Annotated in this window: 13 protein-coding genes; 4 read left to right on the top strand and 9 right to left on the bottom strand. The window is 62.2% G+C overall.

The window, feature by feature from the left end:
- Both NLX68_RS15140 and NLX68_RS15135 read right to left on the bottom strand, forming a co-directional pair.
- A partial coding sequence (locus NLX68_RS15140; RefSeq protein WP_254284629.1) for a VCBS domain-containing protein occupies positions 1-4,205 on the bottom strand: 4,205 nt, incomplete at its 3' end.
- A gap of 732 nt (positions 4,206-4,937) precedes the next feature.
- Positions 4,938-5,246, bottom strand: coding sequence for an Arm DNA-binding domain-containing protein (locus NLX68_RS15135; RefSeq protein ID WP_254284628.1), 309 nt, complete (start codon positions 5,244-5,246; stop codon positions 4,938-4,940).
- A 286-nt stretch (positions 5,247-5,532) separates the two neighbouring features.
- Here NLX68_RS15135 and NLX68_RS15130 point away from each other — a divergent pair, with 286 nt between their 5' ends.
- Positions 5,533-5,988: a VOC family protein gene (locus NLX68_RS15130; RefSeq protein WP_254284627.1), complete on the top strand. Its 456-nt coding sequence runs from the start codon at positions 5,533-5,535 to the stop codon at positions 5,986-5,988.
- A 72-nt stretch (positions 5,989-6,060) separates the two neighbouring features.
- Here the strand turns inward: NLX68_RS15130 and NLX68_RS15125 are convergent, their stop codons facing one another.
- The gene (locus NLX68_RS15125) at positions 6,061-6,687 is read right to left on the bottom strand and encodes a glutathione S-transferase family protein (protein ID WP_254284626.1); all 627 of its coding nucleotides are present in this window, start codon (positions 6,685-6,687) and stop codon (positions 6,061-6,063) included.
- 118 nt (positions 6,688-6,805) lie between these two features.
- Here NLX68_RS15125 and NLX68_RS15120 point away from each other — a divergent pair, with 118 nt between their 5' ends.
- Entirely contained in the window at positions 6,806-7,687 is an 882-nt protein-coding gene (locus NLX68_RS15120) for a LysR substrate-binding domain-containing protein (protein WP_159388268.1), read from the top strand.
- On the opposite strand, the gene vioA is transcribed toward NLX68_RS15120, so the two are convergent.
- The 6 genes from vioA to NLX68_RS15090 form a co-directional block, all read right to left on the bottom strand.
- The gene (gene vioA / locus NLX68_RS15115; RefSeq protein WP_254284625.1) at positions 7,668-8,819 is read right to left on the bottom strand and encodes a dTDP-4-amino-4,6-dideoxy-D-glucose aminotransferase VioA; all 1,152 of its coding nucleotides are present in this window, start codon (positions 8,817-8,819) and stop codon (positions 7,668-7,670) included. The genes NLX68_RS15120 and vioA overlap by 20 nt on opposite strands.
- 202 nt (positions 8,820-9,021) lie before the next feature.
- The gene (locus NLX68_RS15110) at positions 9,022-9,600 is read right to left on the bottom strand and encodes a hypothetical protein (protein ID WP_254284624.1); all 579 of its coding nucleotides are present in this window, start codon (positions 9,598-9,600) and stop codon (positions 9,022-9,024) included.
- A 259-nt stretch (positions 9,601-9,859) separates the two neighbouring features.
- Entirely contained in the window at positions 9,860-11,245 is a 1,386-nt protein-coding gene (gene lpdA, locus NLX68_RS15105; RefSeq protein WP_254284623.1) for a dihydrolipoyl dehydrogenase, read from the bottom strand.
- A gap of 2 nt (positions 11,246-11,247) precedes the next feature.
- The gene (locus tag NLX68_RS15100; RefSeq protein WP_254284622.1) at positions 11,248-12,519 is read right to left on the bottom strand and encodes a dihydrolipoamide acetyltransferase family protein; all 1,272 of its coding nucleotides are present in this window, start codon (positions 12,517-12,519) and stop codon (positions 11,248-11,250) included.
- Positions 12,520-13,578 carry an alpha-ketoacid dehydrogenase subunit beta gene (locus NLX68_RS15095; RefSeq protein WP_010224942.1) on the bottom strand — a complete coding sequence of 353 codons (1,059 nt, stop codon included), beginning with the start codon at positions 13,576-13,578 and terminating at the stop codon, positions 12,520-12,522.
- Between the two features lies 1 nt (position 13,579).
- The gene (locus tag NLX68_RS15090; RefSeq protein WP_254284621.1) at positions 13,580-14,812 is read right to left on the bottom strand and encodes a 3-methyl-2-oxobutanoate dehydrogenase (2-methylpropanoyl-transferring) subunit alpha; all 1,233 of its coding nucleotides are present in this window, start codon (positions 14,810-14,812) and stop codon (positions 13,580-13,582) included.
- Positions 14,813-15,013: 201 nt separating this feature from the next.
- Between NLX68_RS15090 and bkdR the strand changes: the two genes are divergently transcribed.
- Positions 15,014-15,505 (top strand): Bkd operon transcriptional regulator BkdR, encoded by a 492-nt coding sequence (gene bkdR, locus NLX68_RS15085; RefSeq protein ID WP_010224946.1) that lies wholly within the window; start codon positions 15,014-15,016, stop codon positions 15,503-15,505.
- 121 nt (positions 15,506-15,626) lie between these two features.
- Positions 15,627-19,097 (top strand): glycosyltransferase, encoded by a 3,471-nt coding sequence (locus NLX68_RS15080; protein ID WP_254284620.1) that lies wholly within the window; start codon positions 15,627-15,629, stop codon positions 19,095-19,097.
- The last annotated feature ends 34 nt before the right edge of the window (positions 19,098-19,131 follow it).

Here is a 19,131-nt window from a genome sequence, read left to right as displayed (position 1 = left end):
GTCGCGGCGCTGTCGACGTCGCTGATGGTCAGGGTGCCGTTGGTGGAGATGTCGACGGCGGCATTGGTCTCGGTCAGCGTGACGCTGGCCGAGGACAGCACGGCGGCATCGTTGCTGCCGGTGATGGTCACCGTCACTGCGGTCGCGGTGCCGTCGGCACTGCTCACCGTGAAGGTGTCGGTGTAGCTGCTGCCAGCGGCGAACTCGTTGTGAGCAGAGTCGGCGACATAGCTCCAGGCACCATTGGTGCCGAGGGAGAACTGGCCATAGCTGCCGGCGGTGTTGGACTGCGCCTGGAAGGTTTCCGGGCTGTCGACATCGCTGATGGCCAGGGTGCCGTTGGTGCTCAGCGGGGCATCGGTTTCGGTCAGCGTGACGCTGGCCGAGGACAGCACGGCGGCATCGTTGCTGCCGTTGATGGTCACCGTCACTGCGGTCGCGGTGCCGTCGGCACTGAGTACCGTGAAGGTGTCGGTGTAGCTGCTGCCAGCGGTGAACTCGTTGTGAGCAGAGTCGGCGACGTAGCTCCAGGCACCATTAGTGCCGATGGAGAACTGGCCGTAACTGCCAGCGGTATTGGTCTGGGCGACGAAGGTCGCGGCGCTGTCGACGTCGCTGATGGTCAGGGTGCCGTTGGTGGAGATGTCGACGGCGGCATTGGTCTCGGTCAGGTTGGCGATGTCGGCGGACAGCACCGCAGCATCGTTGCTGCCGGTGATGGTCACCGTCACTGCGGTCGCGGTGCCATCGGCACTGAGTACCGCGAAGGTGTCGGTGTAGGTGGTGCCGGCGACGAACTCGTTGTGAGCGGAGTCGGCGACGTAGCTCCAGGCACCATCGGTGCCGAGGGAGAACTGGCCATAGCTGCCGGCGGTGTTGGACTGGGCGACGAAGGTCGCGACGCTGTCGACGTCGCTGATGGCCAGGGTGCCGTTGGTGGTCAGCGGGGCATCGGTCTCGGTCAGGTTGGTGATGTCGGCGGACAACACCGCGGCATCGTTGGTCCCGTTGATATGGACGGTGACCGACGTGAGGGTGCCGTCGGCACTGCTCACCACGAAGGTGTCGGTGTAGGTGGTGCCGGCGGCGAACTCGTTGTGGGCGCTATCGGCGACGTAGCTCCAGGCACCATTAGTGCCGATGGAGAACTGGCCGTAACTGCCGGCGGTGTTGGTCTGGGCGACGAAGGTCGCGGCGCTGTCGACGTCGCTGATGCTGAGCGTACCAGTGGTGGAGATGTCGGCGGTGGCATCGGTCTCGGTCAGCGTGACGCTGGCCGAGGACAGCACGGCGGCATCGTTGCTGCCGTTGATGGTCACCGTCACTGCGGTCGCGGTGCCGTCGGCACTGAGTACCGTGAAGGTGTCGGTGTAGCTGCTGCCAGCGGTGAACTCGTTGTGAGCAGAGTCGGCGACGTAGCTCCAGGCACCATCAGTGCCGAGGGAGAACTGGCCGTAACTGCCGGCGGTGTTGGACTGCGCCTGGAAGGTTTCCGGGCTGTCGACATCGCTGATGGCCAGGGTGCCGTTGGTGCTCAGTGGGGCATTGGTTTCGGTCAGCGTGACGCTGGCCGAGGACAGTACGGCGACGTCGTTGGTGCCGCTGACGGTAACGGTCACCAGTTGAGTGTCCACGCCACCCAGGCCATCGCTGACCTGCACGCTGAACACTTCATCGTGACTCTCGCCCGCCTTCAGCGACTGCACCGCACTGGCGACGCCATCGGTGCCATTGGCCAAGGTGTAAGTCCATTTTCCGGTGCTGTCGACTACGATCGAGCCGTAAGTGCCGGTATCCGTACCGGCGATGCTCCAGGTCGCGGTGGCAGCGTGATCGATGTCGGCGGAACTGAACTGGCCGCTCACGCTGAGCGTGGTGTCTTCCTGCACTGCGCCGGCATCGTTGCCCGTTGCGAAGCTGAGCACGGGCGCGTCATTAGTGCCGCTGACGGTAACGGTCACCAGTTGAGTGTCCACGCCACCCAGGCCATCGCTGACCTGCACGCTGAACACTTCATCGTGACTCTCGCCCGCCTTCAGCGACTGCACCGCACTGGCGACGCCATCGGTGCCATTGGCCAAGGTGTAAGTCCATTTTCCGGTGCTGTCCACCGCGATCGAACCGTAAGTGCCCGAAGCCGAGCCATTGATGGTCCAGGTGGACGTGGCAGCGTGATCGATGTCGGCGGAACTGAACTGGCCGCTCACGCCGAGCGTGGTGTCTTCCTGCACTGCGCCGGCATCGTTGCTCGTTGCGAAGCTGAGCACGGGCGCGTCATTAGTACCGCTGACGGTAACGGTCACCAGTTGAGTGTCCACGCCACCCAGGCCATCGCTGACCTGCACGCTGAACACTTCATCGTGACTTTCGCCAGCCCCCAGCGACTGCACCGCACTGGCGACGCCATCGGTGCCATTGGCCAGGGTGTAAGTCCATTTTCCGGTGCTGTCCACCGCGATCGAACCGTAAGTGCCCGAAGCCGAGCCATTGATGGTCCAGGTGGACGTGGCAGCGTGATCGATGTCGGCCGAGCTGAACTGGCCGCTCACGCCGAGCGTGGTGTCTTCCTGCACTGCGCCGGCATCATCGCCCGTTGCGAAGCTGAGTACGGGCGCGTCGTTAGTGCCGGTGATAGTGATGGTGACAGTCTGTGTCGACGAGGCAGCGTTAGCCGCGCCGCTATCGTCGGTCGCGACCACCGCGTACGAGAAAGCGATGGTTTCACCCGCACCGAGGAAGTCGAGGTTCTGATTGCTGCTGTAGTCCCAGCTGTTCTGGTCGACCGAGAAACCGGTTACCAGCGCCGAGGCCACGCCCGCATTGAGCACGCCGGCGCTCCAGACGATGTCGTTGTTAGCGGTCTGCGACACGGTCACTGTGTCGGCGTTGTCCAGATCGGCAAAGCTCAGGGCACCGCTGTCACTCAGGGTGGCCGTGCCGTTGCCTTCGTTCATCGCTCCAGTGCTGTCGACAATCGTCAGCGTCGGCTGGTCGTTGGTGCCGGTAATCGTAATGCTCACGGTCTGCACCGCGCCGTCGCCGATTACCACGTTATAGGTTTGGGTGACGCTCTGGCCTTGGCCGAGGAACTGCAATGCGGAGTTGTTCACCGCAAAGTTCCAGCCAAGAGAACCGCTGCCCGTGCCGGTGCTGTCGCTCAGTGGGTTAGTGGTGAAAGTGCCCAGATAGCCGGAAGCACCTGGCGTGACGCTGACGCTATGGGTGTCGATCAGGTCGACGTCAGTGAAGGTGATGTTGCCGCTGGCCTCGTAGTCGCCGCTGTCTTCCTTGGCATCGCCGGCCTGCACGCCGCTGGTGATCTGCACTTGGTCGTTGGTGCCGGTGATGGTGATAGTTACATTCCGCGTTGTCGTCGAGCCATGCCCATCATTGAGGGTGACCACATAGGTTTCGGTAGCAGTCTGACCCTGAGCCAGGTGCTGGGCTGCCGCATTATTCAGGGTGTAAGTCCAGTTAACGGTGCCGTTTGCCGCGTTGGCCGCTTCACTCACTGGCGCAAGGACGAAGTTGCCCAGCGCTGTGGTGTTGCCTCCCGCAGCCACGAAAGAGGCGGTATGTGTGTCGCTCAGGTCTACATCGTTAAAAGCAATAGTGCCTGTCGTATTCAGCGAGTCGGTCGGGCTCAGCGTCGTAGCTCCCTCTTCGGTTACCGTGCCGGACTGTGCGCCGATGCTTATTGTCACAGCGTCATTCACGCCAGCGAATTGCACCTGCGCAGTGGCCCAGCTGAGCGTGCCGTTGCCCAGACGAATCGCATAGGTAAAGCTGTCTGTCAGGGAGCCTCCGGCAGCAAGCGACTGGAGTTGTGCCTTGAAAGCAGTCGACAACGTAGCGGCGTCGTAGCCGACCTTGCCATCCGACGAAATCCAGATCTTTGCCCCGTTGAAACTGGTGTCAGTACTCGTCGCCTCAATTCTGCCGGTGTCCTGGATCAGGAGGTCGGCCGGCGCATAAATCTTGGTGGCAGTAGAAAGACTGGTCGCGTCATCGAGTGACCAAAGTGTCTTTGCGTTGCCGCCGAGGTCATTGGACATGACGTCCAGGTATATGACCCCCAGCAGGTCTTCAGTGATGGCCGCGGTGCTCGCGCCAATTACACCGGTAGTGAAAATGTCGTCCTGCGCCTGCGGAGTGTTGGAAAGCGAAGTAACGGTGCCGCCGCTGGTCGTTGTGGTGGTAGCCATGTCTTTCTCCCGAAAATGCCATTTCTTATTTTTAGAATCGCTAGGGACTGTGAACAGGACGATGTCCCGTTCTTGCGCCGCTCAGGTTGTTCTTGGGCGGTGCGAGGCGGCCGTCGGACATCGTCGGCCAGCTGACGGGACAAGCGCTGCCGGTAGAGGCGCGCGGGTATTGCGGGGGTGGAAATGTTCGCCGCGCTTGAGCCGCGCATCGCAGGACAAGTCGGGCGAACGTGGACGCCAGCCTGGGGCTGCGCTGCGCATGGCACGCAATAGACTGAGAGTACCCATGTGGAAGGGTCTCCTGGAGAAAGGCTGGGTGAGGCCGTGTTTTGGGTAGCACCGACTCAGGGATACGGCCTTTCCTGATATCAGTTTGATGTGTGTTTAGTTGTGGGGTCAGGCTTTGTAAAGGTGTTAAGCGCAGTTAACAGTGCGGCGTGCCAATATTCCGACGGGTGGGTGTTTTGGTGTCAATATTATGTCGATTCGTTTTTGGCGAATGGACCGTGGGCGCTCAACAATGGCGTGTCTCGAATGAGCTGAAACCCCAATGGGACGTGGGCTGGCTGAGTCATAAAACGTTGGTACCCATCAAATCTCATCGTTCATCTATTAGAAAAGCCCCGCCGGAGCCTCTGCTTTTGCGGTATTTCCACCAGGCAGCGCCAGATCGACCATGCCGGTCTCGATGGCTGCTCGTGGCATACCGTCGAACTCGGCGTCTTCCGGCGCCTATATTATGAAGGCGCGCAGGGTAGGGGAGGTCGCACCTTTACGGCCTTGGGGGACTGCCAGTTGTTCGCCGTGCTCGTGGGCATCGGCCAAATAGCGGGCAGCTTCCTGCCGGGCCTGCTCGAGCGTCATCTTGCCGACACGGCCAAGGGTGACGTTCTTGTTCCGTGCCCAGCTGACCATATAGCTCATGTGCCCGCTGGGCAGCACGCGGATGAAAAGCCCGGGCTGATTGGTGTCGTGGACGCGGTAGGGCTTATTCTCAGGCTTCAGGCCGTTGAGCAACTTCTGGCTGAACTTGGTTTTCATGGCTCACCGTGACAGCAGCATGGCAGCAGAAACTGCAACATCAGGCGGTTTTACCGGATGCAACCAAACTATAAGTGTCTGTTTTTAAGGGTAAGCTATTGATATTGAGTATGTTTATTTGGCCCTCCTAAGGGGAAGGTTGCAGGTTCAAATCCTGCCTGGGACACCATCCTTTCAAGGCGTGCAGCGCAATCCGCTGTCACTCGACCAGCCTGATGCACATCGGTTTGAGAATCTGATCTAAAGTTGCCCGGTTCCTGTTGGTCATTTTGCCTGGAGTCGTGCAATGGAGTTGAAGTTCAGCCATGTCGATGTGTTGGTCAAGAACCTCGACGATGCCTGCGCCTACTACGCAACGATACTCAAAGCCAGAATCTCCAGAACACTGGTGTGGGAGCGAGGTGGCCTGAGTGTACGGTACGCGATTGCGCTGATAGGTCAGGAGCGTTTCATGCTGGTACAGCCATCGGCAGGGAACTTGAAGCAATTGCTGGATACCCAGGGCGAGGGCATGATTTATCGCCACTGTTACTCGACACCGGACATCGAGAAGGCCTACGACGAACTGCAGGCCGACGGCGTGCAGCCAGAAGACGAGAACGGCAATCCACTGGCCCGTAGCGACCTGCAATCCCCGTCCGGAACACGCATCATCTGGCTGCCCAAGCGTTTCGGGCATTTCTCTATCGAGATCCTCGAAGAAAAGGCGCTGGAGATGTTCATCCAGGCCGCGTTCGATTGAGCGTTGTAGTTTCCAGCAATCTACCAATCCTGCCTCAATGGCAACGGCGCAAAGCAGCGGCTCTATTGCGCTTCAGGGGCCCGTGGCGGGTGCCGGCAGGTGGATGCCGCGCTGGACGGCAGGGCGCTGACCGAGTCGTTCGTGCCAGGCGCTCAAATACCGGTACTGGCTGAAATCAAAGTCGATGATCCGGGCGATGTGGGTCCAGCCAAAGGTGGCAATGTCGGCGATCGAGTACTCGCTGCCGGCAAGCCAGGGGTGTTCGGCCAGGCGTTGATCGAGGGTGCTGAACAGTTCTTCACTCAGGCGCCGGTAGCGAGCGATGGCATCGGGGCAGGGGTGTTTGGCGAACCGTTCGAAATGCACTCGCTGGCCGAGAATCGGTCCCATGCTCGCCGCGTGGAACTGCAGCCAGGTGATTGCTGCCCAGCGCTCGCTCGGGTTGTCCGGCAGCAAGCGTCCGTACTTTTGTGCCAGGTACAACAGGATCGCCGCAGACTCGAACAGGGTGATGTCGTGCTCAGGGTCGACCAGCACTGGAATGCGGCCGTGGGGGTTGAGCTTGAGAAAATCAGCCTGACGATGCTCGCCACGGTCGATCTGCACGTGCTTGAGGGTGTAGGGAAGCTCCAGTTCCGCCAGGGCGATGGTGATCTTGAAGCCATTAGGTGAGCTATCGCTATAAAGGATCAACTGCATGTCCCATCTCCTTGGTTACTGTTTTTGATGAGGGCTATGCTAGGCGGGCCTTGGCTGATTGAAAAACGATCAATCCTGCGTTTAGGCAATAGATTTTCTAAACCATGGAGAGGTAAAAATGGGCGCGGTCCTACCGTTACTGGCATTGCGGGCCTTCACTGAAGCGGCGCGTCTGGGCAGCCTCAAGGCGGCCGCCGAACGGATGGGGGTAACGCCGGGGGCGGTCAGCCAGCAAGTGCGCCTGCTCGAGGAGCGCATGGGCGTGGTGCTGTTCGTGCGCGGCCGGCATGGCGTGCACTTGAGCGAGGCCGGCGCGCGAGTGTATCCGGGGCTGCTTAAAGGCTTCGATCAGATCGAGGCATCGCTGGCATTGCTGGCGCACCTGGCGCCGGGCAAGACCTTGACCATCAGCACTGTGCCGTCTTTTGCGGCGTCCTGGCTGGTGCCGCGCCTGGGGCATTTCAATGCTCTGCATCCGCAGATTGAAGTGCGAGTGGAAGCCTCGGCCAAGCGGGTGGATTTTCAGCGTGAGCGCATTGACGTCGCCCTGCGCCATGGGCTGGGCCAGTATCCGGGGCTGGAGTCGATCCGGCTGATGGCGCCGGTACTGCTGCCGGTAGCCAGCCCCCGGCTACTGGCGCAGGGCCCGGTATTGAAGCGGCCTGCCGATTGTTTGAAGTACCCGTTGCTGCACGATGCCGATCGCGCCGACTGGCAGCTGTGGTTGCAGGCCCATGGCGTTGCTGATGATCCGCGGGCCATGCGTGGGGCCAGTTTCGAGGATGACCTTCTGCTGCTGCGGGCAGCGGCTGCCGGCCAGGGGATCGCCCTGGTGCAGGACACCCACGCCGAAGAGGATCTTGCCAGCGGCAAGTTGCAACTGGCCCTCGACAAACCCTGGCCTGCGCGCTTTGCCTACTACCTGGTGTGCCGGGCCGATGCCTTGCAGCGGCCCCAGGTGCTGGCGTTCATTGACTGGATCAAAGCTCAAGCGCGGTAGATGAAGAGCGGGCCTGTTCGGCATGGCAGGCCAGCGCCAGGTCGATGATCTGCTGTTGTATCTCGGTGGACAGCTGCGGATGAATCGGCAGGCACAGTACCTGACGCGACACCTGCCAGGCATGGGGCAGGCCGCTGAGGTCGGCGCTTGGCAGGCCCCGGTACATCGGGAACTCGTTGATCAACGGGTAGAAGTAACGGCGTACGAGGATGTCCTGGTCCCGATAGCGCTGGTACAGCGCGTCGCGGCTGCAACCGAAACGCTCGGCATCGATCAGGATCGGGCAGTAGGCGTAGTTCCATTCCAGGCCTGCCGGCGGCTCCAGCAGGCGCACGCCTGGTACACCTTCAAGGGCCTGGCGGTAGCGTTCGAACACAGCCCGGCGGCGGACCAGGGCATCATCGATGTGACGCAGCTGCAGCAAGCCGAAGGCCGCTTGCACTTCGTTCATCTTGCCATTGATGCCGGGCGCCATGACCGTGACTTCATCGGCAAAGCCGAAGTTCTTCAGGTAATCGATGCGCTGCTTGATCTTGGCGTCGGGGCAGATGATGGCGCCGCCCTCGAATGTGTTGAACACCTTGGTCGCATGAAAACTGAGGATCGACAAGTCACCATGGTTGAGCACGCTCGCGCCATTATCGCGAACGCCAAAGGCATGGGCGGCATCGTAGATGACTTTCAGGCCATAGGTGTCGGCGACCCGCTGGATGCCTTCGACATCGCAGGGAATGCCGTAGCAATGCACTGGCAGGATCGCGGTGGTTGCCGAGGTGATGGCTTCTTCCACGCGTTTGGGGTCGAGGTTGTTGGTCAGCGGGTCGATGTCGACGAAGACCGGCTTGAGGTTGTTCCACAGCAGCGAATGGGCGGTCGCGACGAAGGAGTAGGGCGTGGTGATGACTTCGCCGGTGATGCGCAGGGCCTGCAGCGCGGTGACCAGGGCCAGGGTGCCATTGGAAAACAGCGAGATGTGTTTCACCCCGAGGTAATCGGCCAGTTCCTGCTCCAGTTGCTCATGAAAGGGGCCGCCGTTGGTCAAGCGCTTGCTGTCCCAGATTTGCTGCAGGTAGGGAATGAACTCCTCCAGCGGTGGCAGCAGCGGGCTGGTGACGGGGACGGATTCGGCCATGGCAATGGGTGCTCGTGATGACTGAAAAATGGCACATGGCATTGCAGGGGCTACGCCACGGCACCGAGTCATGGTCTGGATCAACCGGCGTGGGCGCCATGAATCCGACAATTGACTGTGATAACCCTGGCTCAGCAAGAAGTCGGCCAACATTGGCCCGGTAGGGCGCTGCCGCCGCGCGCGGCAGCAGCGGGGAGGAGGGTCAGGCGCTGAAGTCTTTTTCCCGATGGTCATCGCCAGTGCCTTGGCTGGCACCTTGGGTCGCTGTCAGGTTGGCCACCAGTTTGCTCGACAGCTCAGGCGCTTGCAGATGAGCGTTGAGGCTGGCCAGGGACTCCAGCTCGGTTTGCTTCTTCATCTGCTCGGCGATCTTGCGTTCGATCTTGTCCTTTTCGGCAGGCGGCAAGGCCTCGAACTCTTCCTGGCTGATGCCCAGTTCGTTCAGCAGCTTGAGCTTGATCTTCTCTGCCGGGCTCAGGGCCATGTAGTCGCGAAATTCCTGGGCGGCGCTCTTGCCGGTTTCGCTGTTGCCGATACTGGCTTGCTCACGCATGTCCACATCCGGGTTCTGCAGCTGCACCTTGAGCTTGGCGAAGGCCTCCTCGCGGGCATCTTCGGCACTTTGCTGCGAGGTGTTGGCATGGCTGTGCTGCTGCCGGTCGGCGCTGCTGATCGGTACGGGCGGGCGGAACTGGGCCTGTTCGGCGGCGGCTGCTTCGGCCACGCCACGGGTCGGGTTGATGGCCAGCGGCTGGGCGCCGACTGCGTTGATGCTACTCACCTGATCACTCTCCTTGATGGATGCAAGTTGACCTTCGATCAGTGGCAAGTCTTGTGCCAGCTCTCCTGGCAGGGCCAAGAGCTAGTCTCTTCGGGGGTTGGCGCTATACGGCAGGGAGGGATGCGGAGCTTGCTTTGCCTTGAAGAGGAAAACCCTTGCCGTCTGCGGCAAGTCAATTCAAATCGCCACCGGTGGGCGAAATGAAAAAGGACCCGCTGCGCAGGGCAGCGGGTCAAATCGGCCTCAGCCGCTTCAGTGTCTACAGATGCAGGGCGTGACCCAGGGCACGCAATGCCGCTTCCTGCACCGCCTCACCCAGGGTCGGGTGAGCGTGGATAGTCCCGGCCACATCTTCAAGACGGGCGCCCATTTCCAGTGACTGGGCAAAGGCGGTGGACAGCTCCGAGACGCCAACGCCAACCGCTTGCCAACCAAGGATCAGGTGGTTGTCACGACGGGCGACCACGCGCACGAACCCGTTTTTCGATTCCAGGGTCATCGCCCGGCCGTTGGCGGCGAACGGGAACTGCGTAACGATGCAGTCCAGGCCCTGCTGCTCGACCTGTTCCGGGGTCTTGCCGACCACCACCAGTTCCGGGTCGGTGAAACACACCGCGGCAATGGCGGCCGGTTCGAAGCGCCGCGACTTGCCGGCAATGATTTCGGCAACCATTTCACCCTGGGCCATGGCCCGGTGGGCGAGCATCGGTTCACCGCTGATATCGCCGATGGCCCAGACGTTGAGCATGCTGGTCTTGCACTGCTCATCAATGGCAACCGCCGAACCGTTCATCTTCAGCGCCAGGCTCTCAAGATTGAAGCCTTGGGTGCGAGGCTTGCGACCGACCGCGACCAGTACCTGGTCGGTGCTCAGTTGCAGCAGTTCGCCCTGCGGATCACGTACCTGCAATGCCTGCTTGTCGGCATCGAAACCTTCGACGCTGTGCTTGAGGTAGAGCTTGATCCCCAACTTCTTGATCGACTCGGCCACTGGCGCGGTCAGTTCGCTGTCGTAGGTCGGCAGGATGCGCTCGCGGGCTTCGACCACGCTGACCTCGACGCCGAGCTTGCGGTAGGCGATGCCCAGCTCCAGGCCGATGTAGCCGCCGCCAACCACGGTCAGGTGCTTGGGCAGGGCTTTCGGTGCCAGGGCCTCGGTGGAGGAGATGATCGGGCCGCCGAGTGGCAGCATCGGCAGTTCGACGCTGCTTGAGCCAGTGGCCAGTAGTAGGTGTTCGCACTGGATGCGCTGGCCGTCGACCTCGACGTGCTTACCGTCGAGGATCTGCGCCCAGCCATGGATCACCTTGACCCCGTGCTTTTTCAGCAGGGCGGCAACGCCGCTGGTCAGGCGATCGACGATGCCGTCTTTCCAGGCCACGCTCTGGCTGATGTCCAGGCTCGGCGGTGAAACCTTGATGCCCAGGTTCGACTGCTGGCTGTGCAGTTGGGTCTGGTGGAACTGCTCGGCGACATGGATCAGCGCCTTGGACGGAATGCAGCCGATGTTCAGGCAGGTGCCACCCAGGGCCTGGCCTTCGACCAGTACCGTGGGAATGCCTAGCTGGCCGGCGCGAATGGCGGCGACATAACCGCCGGGGCCGCCGCCGATGATCAGCAGGGTAGTGTTGAGCGTCTGTTGCATGGTCACTCCACAAACAGGCTGGCAGGTTGTTCGAGCAGACCGCGAATGGCCTGGATGAAGAGTGCCGCGTCCATGCCATCGACCACTCGGTGGTCGAACGAGCTGGAGAGGTTCATCATCTTGCGAATGACGATCTGGCCGTTGATGACCATTGGCCGTTCAACCATGCGGTTGACTCCGACAATCGCCACTTCCGGGGTGTTGACCACCGGTGTGGTAACGATGCCGCCGAGGGCGCCAAGGCTGGTCAGGGTGATGGTCGAGCCCGACAGTTCTTCACGGCTGGCCTTGTTGCCGCGGGCGGCATTGGCCAGGCGCACGATCTCGCCGGCGTTGCTCCACAGGCTGCCGGCTTCGGCGTGACGCAGCACCGGTACCATCAGGCCGTTGTCGCCCTGGGTGGCGATGCCGACATGCACCGCGCCGTGGCGGGTGATGACCTGGGCTTCGTCGTCGTAGGTGGCGTTGATCTGCGGGAATTCGCGCAGGGCGACGACCATGGCGCGCACCAGGAACGGCAGCAGGGTCAGCTTGCCGCGGCTGTCGCCCCACTTCTTGTTCAGGTGCTGACGCAGCTCTTCGAGGGCGGTGACGTCGATTTCCTCGACGTAGCTGAAGTGGGCGACGCGACGCTTGGCATCCTGCATGCGCTGGGCAATCTTGCGGCGCAGGCCGATCACCGGGATCTGCTCGCTGTCGTTGCGTTTGGCGTAACCGCCAGGGGCACTTTGGGTGCGGGTGGCCGGTTGTGCCAGGAACGCGTCGAGGTCGTCGTGCAGGATGCGCCCGGCCGGGCCGCTGCCGTGTACGTAACGCAGCTCGATACCAGCATCCAGGGCGCGCTTGCGCACCGCAGGCGAGGCCAGTGGCCGCTCGTGAGCTTCGCGCGGGACGATCGCGGCGGGCTGGTGTGCTGCGGCTGCGGGTGCGGCAACAGGGGCTGGTGCAGCCGGTTTGGCGGCAGGTTCCGGGGCCTTTGCGGTGATCGCCGGGGCCTCTTCGCGGGGCAAACCCGCGCCTACGTTGCCGGCGCCTTCGACTTCGATGCGGATCAGCTCGCTGCCCACCGCCATGACTTCACCGGGCTGGCCGCCCAGGGCCAGGACCTTGCCGCTGACCGGCGAAGGGATTTCGACGGTGGCCTTGTCGGTCATGACATCGGCCACGACCTGGTCTTCGGTGACGGTATCGCCGACCTTGACGAACCATTCCACCAGTTCAACTTGTGCGATGCCTTCACCGATATCCGGCATCTTGATGACGTGCGTGCCCATTCAGACCTCCATGACCCGTTTCAATGCTGCGCCCACTCGCGAAGGGCCGGGGAAATACGCCCACTCCTGCGCGTGCGGGTAGGGGGTGTCCCAACCGGTGACGCGTTCGATCGGGGCTTCGAGGTGATGGAAGCAGTGCTCCTGGACCAGTGCGATCAACTCGGCACCAAAACCGCAGGTGCGCGTGGCTTCATGGACCACCACGCAACGGCCGGTCTTCTTCACCGACTCGACGATGGTCTCCAGGTCCAGCGGCCAGAGGCTGCGCAGGTCGATGACTTCGGCGTCGACGCCGGTCTCTTCGGCGGCCACCTGGGATACATACACGGTGGTGCCGTAGGTCAGCACGGTGACGTCCTTGCCCGGGCGGGTGATTGCCGCCTTGTCCAGCGGCACGGTGTAGTAGCCGTCCGGCACGGCGCTGGCCGGGTGTTTCGACCACGGGGTTACCGGGCGGTCGTGGTGGCCGTCGAACGGGCCGTTGTACAGGCGCTTGGGCTCAAGGAAGATCACCGGGTCGTCGTTTTCGATCGAGGCGATCAACAGGCCCTTGGCGTCGTAAGGGTTGGACGGCATCACCGTGCGCAGGCCGCACACCTGGGTGAACATCGCCTCGGGGCTCTGGCTGTGCGTCTGGCCGCCGTAGATACCGCCACCGCAAGGCATGCGCAGGGTCAGGGGGGCGACGAACTCGCCGGCCGAGCGATAGCGCAGGCGGGCCATCTCCGAGACGATCTGGTCGGAGGCCGGGTAGAAGTAGTCGGCGAACTGGATTTCCACCACCGGGCGCAGGCCATAGGCACCCATGCCCACGGCGGTACCGACGATGCCGCTTTCGGAGATCGGCGCATCGAAGACCCGCGACTTGCCGTACTTGGCCTGCAGGCCTTCGGTGCAACGGAACACGCCACCGAAGTAGCCGACGTCCTGGCCATACACCACGACGTTGTCATCGCGCTCTAGCATGATGTCCATGGCCGAGCGCAGGGCCTGGATCATGGTCATGGTGGTGGTCGCCATGGCGGTTTCCAACTGGATTGAAGTGTTGTGATCGTTCATGTCAGATCCCCAGTTCCTGGCGCTGCCGGCGCAAGTGCTCCGGCATCTCCTTATAGACATCCTCGAACATCGACGCCGGGCTCGGCATCTGGCCGCCGGCCAGGGTGCCGTATTGCTCGGCTTCCTTCTGCGCCTTGATGATCTCGGCTTCGAGCTCGGCGCTTACCGCCTGGTGCTCCTCCTCGGACCAATGACCGATGGCGATCAGGTGCTGTTTGAGGCGGGCGATCGGGTCGCCCAGGGGGAAGTGACTCCAGTCATCGGCCGGGCGGTACTTGGACGGATCGTCCGACGTCGAGTGCGGGCCGGCGCGGTAGGTGACCCATTCGATCAGCGTCGGGCCCAGGCCGCGACGGGCCCGTTCGGCAGCCCAGCGCGAGGCGGCGTAGACCGCGATGAAGTCGTTGCCGTCAACCCGCAGGGAAGCGATGCCGCAACCCACGCCACGACCGGCGAAGGTGGTCGATTCACCACCGGCGATGGCCTGGAAGGTGGAGATCGCCCACTGGTTGTTGACCACGTTGAGGATCACCGGCGCGCGGTAGACGTGGGCAAAGGTCAGGGCGGTGTGGAAGTCCGATTCGGCGGTGGCGCCGTCACCGATCCAGGCCGAGGCGATCTTGGTATCGCCCTTGATGGCCGAGGCCATGGCCCAGCCGACCGCCTGGACGAACTGGGTCGCCAGGTTGCCGCTGATGGTAAAGAAGCCGGCTTCGCGCACCGAGTACATGATTGGCAACTGACGACCCTTGAGCGGATCGCGCTCGTTGGACAGCAGCTGGCAGATCATCTCCACCAACGACACGTCGCGGGCCATGAGAATGCTTTGCTGGCGGTAGGTGGGGAAGCACATGTCGCTGCGGTTCAGGGCCATGGCCTGACCGCTGCCGATGGCTTCTTCACCCAGGCTCTGCATGTAGAACGACATCTTTTTCTGCCGCTGGGCCACCACCATGCGGCTGTCGAACAGCCGGGTCTTGAGCATGGTGCGCATGCCCTGGCGCAGGATCTCGGGGCTGACGTCCTCGGCCCAGGGGCCCAGGGCATTGCCCTTGTCATCCAGCACCCGGATCAGACTGTAGGAGATGTCCGCGGTTTCGGCGGCGTCTACATCGACGGGAGGTTTACGGACCTGACCGGCATCGTTCAGACGCAGGTAGGAGAAATCAGTCTGGCAGCCTGGCCGGCCTGTAGGCTCGGGCACATGCAAACGCAGGGGGGCGTACTCGTTCATGCTTTTTTACGCTCGCTCTGTCTTGTGTTTTTGTTGAGCTTTGAAGCGGTCGCTACTGACATCTGGCTTGTGACCAGCTAGTCAGTCTTGTCCTACATGATATTCCGGCGCCTGAAGAATATTTTTCTCAAGTTCGTTGCCTTTGCTGCGGCTTGCGGATAAAAATTCCTTATAAAGACAAAAAACAGGTGATTTTCTCTCATGCGTAAACTGGATCGTACGGACATCGGCATACTCAACAGCCTCCAGGAAAATGCCCGCATCACCAACGCCGAACTGGCACGCTCGGTAAACCTCTCGCCGACCCCCTGCTTCAACCGGGTCAAGGCCATGGAAGAACTGGGGGTGATTCGCCAGCAGGTGACCTTGCTGGCGCCGGAGGTATTGGGCCTGGATGTGAACGTATTCATTCATGTCAGCCTGGAGAAGCAGGTCGAGCAATCCCTGCACCGCTTCGAAGAGGAGATTGCCGAGCGCCCGGAGGTCATGGAGTGCTACCTGATGACCGGCGATCCGGACTACCTGCTGCGTGTTCTGCTGCCGAGCATCCAGGCCCTGGAGCGCTTTCTCGATTACCTCACCCGTTTGCCGGGGGTGGCCAATATCCGTTCGAGTTTTGCCTTGAAGCAGGTGCGCTACAAGACCGCCTTGCCGCTACCCGCGAATGGCCTGACCCTGCCGGGGACCGTGTAGCCAGGCGCCCATAATGTGCTGGCTTGGAACTTGCTTTGGCGCTAGGCGCGGCTCGCGGTGTCGGCTTTTTGGCTGTTCGGCGCGGGTGTCCTGTCTATTTGTCGGTGGTGCCTGAATTCCTATGCTTACGTCGAACCCGCTGGTCAGCGTTGTTATTCCCGCCTATAAGTCTGACTACTTCGAGGTAGCGCTGCAGAGCGCCTGTAACCAGACGTACGAAAATCTCGAGATCGTGATCTGCGACGATAATCGCAGCGGTGCGATCGCGGCGATCGTCGAGCGTTATCGCGACAGCAGCCGGGTGCCGATTCATTACATCTACAACGAGCAGCCGCTTGGTGAGATCCCCAATGCCGTCGCCTGTGTCGAGGCGGCGCGTGGCAAGTACATCAAGACCCTGCACGATGACGACGAGCTGTTGCCCGATAGCGTTGCCACGCTGGTCGAGGTCATGGAGCGCGATCCCTCGATCGCCCTGGCATCCTCGCGACGGCTGGTGATCAACGAGAAAGGTGAAATCACCCCGCCGAAATTGCCTTACATGTTCCCCTTCGCTGACGATGTGGTGATCGATGGGCCGCAACTGGTCGCGTTCCTGGCGCGCTACCCGCTCAACTTCATCGGTGAGCCGAGCTGCATGCTGTGCCGACGCGAGGATCTGCTGGCATTCGGCGACCAGGTGATGTCGCTGCAGGGGAAACTGATCGTCGGCTTCGGTGACATGGCGATGGCGGCGCGCTTGTTCCAGCGGGGCAACCTGGCCTTGCTGGAGCGGCCATTGACCCGCTATCGGGTGTCGCAACAGCAGTTCAGTCGGGTCAATTGGGCCCAATTGGAGGCTGGCCAGGGGCAGAAGGACTTTACCCGCAGCGTCTATGAGCTGGGCTGGGCTGATCCTTCAGGCGGTGTGATGGTTGATGTGGCACCGCTGCAACCCGGCTCGCTGTTCCAGCCGGTCAACCTCATGAAGATGATCATCGATAACTCGATCCGTGTGCAAACGGCGCTGTTCACTGCCCACTGGATGGACGGGCGTGTGCTGGGTGCTGAACACCGCCGGTTGCTTGCCGAGCATTTGCAGGGCCGGGCACAGCAGCCGAACATCGGCATTATTGTCCTCGACCCTGACGCTGACCGCCAGGCGCTGCAGCTTACGCTTGACAGCCTGGACCGCCGGGATTCGGCCTATACCCCGCAGGTCATGGTGCTCAGTGCCGACCCGCAAGTGCAGGCTGGCCCTTCGCCTTGCACGTTGATGCCACTGCAGCCGCACGCACTGGCTGCCCAGCTCAACCAGTTACTTGAGCAAAGCCACTGTGATTGGGTACTGCTGGCCCGGGCAGGGGAGGAATTTACCGCCGCCGGCCTCACTTGCGTCGCCCTCGAGCTGCCGGGCGCTGCAGCCTGTGCGGCGGTGTTCGCAGATTACGCCACGCGTGATGCCAAGGGGCAGGTCAGCGTAGGGTTGCGGCCGGGCTTCAACCTGGACTTTTTGCTCAGCAATCCTTCGGTGATGGCCGGCCACTGGCTGTTCAGCCGAGAGGCACTGCTGGCTTGTGGCGGCTTTAGCGAAGGCTTCGCTGGGGCGATGGAGTTCGAGCTGATTCTGCGCCTGGTCAACCAGCATGGCATCAATGGTTTCGGGCACATTCCAGAACCGCTGTTGTTCAGCCGGCCGCCCGTTATTGAGGCCAATACCGGGCACTTGGCAATCACGCAGCACCTGGATGCGCGTGGCTACAGTGAGGCACAGGTGTCGGCGTTCGGTGAGGGCCGCTTTGCCATTGATTATGGGCATGCGCATCAGCCCCTGGTCTCGATCGTGGTCGTGGCCAACAGCGATCTGGCGGCACTGGAGCGCTGCCTCACCAGCGTGCTGGAGCATACGCAGTACCCGCATTACGAATTGCTGGTGGTTGAGTGCGGTGACGCGCCGCAGGAGGTCAGCCAGTGGTTGCAGGATGTCGAACAGTTCACCCCGGGGCAATTGCGCATCGTGCGTGCCGAAAGCCTGTGCACTGCCAGTGCGGCAAGGAACCTCGGTGCCGAGCACGCCTCGGGCGAGTTGCTGTTGTTCTTCTCCAGCCAATCGGCGGTGATCGAGGGGCAATGGTTGCAGCACCTGCTCAATCACGGTTTGCGCCCGGAAGTGGCAGTGGTCGGCGGCAAGGGTTTTTCGGCGGACGGCAAAATTTCCCACGCCGGTTTGCTTCCCGGGGTGTTTTCCGGTGCCGGTCGGGTGTTTGCCGGTGACAGCGGCGAAGCGTCCGGTTACCTCGGTCGTCTGCAGCTGGACCAGAACTACAGCGCGGTGACACAGGATTGCCTGTTGGTGCGTGCGGCCTTGTTTGCCGAGGCGGGCGGCTTCGATGCGGCGGCTTTCGCCGACGAAGGCGCCGATGTCGACCTGTGCCTGCGCCTGGGGCAGCATGGCTATCTGACGGTGTGGGCGGCGCGCTGCCTGTACATGAACACTGCCGAGCTCGCGCCGTTTGCCGGCACGACCCAACGTGCACTGTGCGAGCGCTGGCTGGCGAAGCTTGCCCGCGACCCGGCCTGTAACGGCAATGTTTCGCTGGATGATCGCAGCGCCAACATGCTCGGCTCGCTGGCCTTGAACTGGCGGCCGTTGTTCAGCCTCGGCGCGCCGGTCGTTCTGGCCCATGTCGATCAGCAAAGCTACAGCGCCTGGGATCGTCTGGGCCAGCCGCTGCACCGCCATCAACAACTGGCAACGATTCAGACCGCTCAGGTTGGAAACCTGCCCGGGGCTGTCGAGCTCGAACGCTTTGGTGCCCAGGTGATCGTCATGCACGGGCGTGCAGAGCCGGCCAAGCTCCAGGCACTGCGCAGCATCAAGGCGTACTCCAGCGCTGCCCGGGTCTACGAGCTGGATGTGCTGCCCGAGTCCCGTGAAGACATGCAACTGCTGCGCGAAATGCTGGCTGAGGTCGACCGGGTGGTGGTGGCGACTTCGATGATGGCCGAGGTCGGGCGGCATCTGCATGCTGATGTGCGCTTGATCGAAAGTCGTCTGGACCCTGAGCAGTGGCTGCTGCCGGAACCTGCGGCGCAGCGTCCGGCGCGGCCGCGGGTGGGTTGGTTTGGGGCGCCGGCGGAGGCGGACGATCTTGCCTCGATTGCCGAGGTGATCGAGGCCCTGTCGGCAGAAGTCGACTGGGTCATGTATGGCTGCTGTCCGCCCGCGCTGCGTGCACATATCAAGGAACTTCATCCCGTTGTTGCGCCAGCACAGCGTGCCCAGGCGCTGGCCCGCCTCAATCTGGATCTGGCCCTGGCACCTTTGCGGGCGAGCCTGGGCAGCGAGTTCAAGGGGCCTGAGCGTCTCTTGGAATATGGTGCCTGCGGCTTCCCGGTGGTCTGCAGTGACATGCCTGGCTATCGCACGACATTGCCGGTCACTCGCGTCAACAACACTCCCGCTGACTGGGTGCAGGCCATCCGTGCGCAGTTGGCCGACCGCTGCGCGCTGCGCCAGGCGGGTCTGCAGTTGCGGGCGGCGGTGCAGCGTGAGTGGATGCTTGACCAGGGTACTTTGGATGCATGGCGCAGCGCCTGGCTCGGCGACTGAGGCTTGTCTCTACAGGGCAATGCCAATGGCATTG

It is taken from the genome of Pseudomonas sp. SBB6, from assembly GCF_024213215.1.
GTDB lineage: Bacteria > Pseudomonadota > Gammaproteobacteria > Pseudomonadales > Pseudomonadaceae > Aquipseudomonas > Aquipseudomonas donghuensis.
The sequence above is the reverse complement of the archived record's forward strand: the minus strand, read 5'-3'. Positions and strand labels throughout refer to the sequence as shown.

Coding starts and splice junctions, on each gene's coding strand:
- NLX68_RS15135 (WP_254284628.1), bottom strand. CDS start 5,246: ATGAAAACCAAGTTCAGCCAGAAGTTGCTCAACGGCCTGAAGCCTGAG.
- NLX68_RS15130 (WP_254284627.1), top strand. CDS start 5,533: ATGGAGTTGAAGTTCAGCCATGTCGATGTGTTGGTCAAGAACCTCGAC.
- NLX68_RS15125 (WP_254284626.1), bottom strand. CDS start 6,687: ATGCAGTTGATCCTTTATAGCGATAGCTCACCTAATGGCTTCAAGATC.
- NLX68_RS15120 (WP_159388268.1), top strand. CDS start 6,806: ATGGGCGCGGTCCTACCGTTACTGGCATTGCGGGCCTTCACTGAAGCG.
- vioA (WP_254284625.1), bottom strand. CDS start 8,819: ATGGCCGAATCCGTCCCCGTCACCAGCCCGCTGCTGCCACCGCTGGAG.
- lpdA (WP_254284623.1), bottom strand. CDS start 11,245: ATGCAACAGACGCTCAACACTACCCTGCTGATCATCGGCGGCGGCCCC.
- NLX68_RS15100 (WP_254284622.1), bottom strand. CDS start 12,519: ATGGGCACGCACGTCATCAAGATGCCGGATATCGGTGAAGGCATCGCA.
- NLX68_RS15095 (WP_010224942.1), bottom strand. CDS start 13,578: ATGAACGATCACAACACTTCAATCCAGTTGGAAACCGCCATGGCGACC.
- NLX68_RS15090 (WP_254284621.1), bottom strand. CDS start 14,812: ATGAACGAGTACGCCCCCCTGCGTTTGCATGTGCCCGAGCCTACAGGC.
- bkdR (WP_010224946.1), top strand. CDS start 15,014: ATGCGTAAACTGGATCGTACGGACATCGGCATACTCAACAGCCTCCAG.
- NLX68_RS15080 (WP_254284620.1), top strand. CDS start 15,627: ATGCTTACGTCGAACCCGCTGGTCAGCGTTGTTATTCCCGCCTATAAG.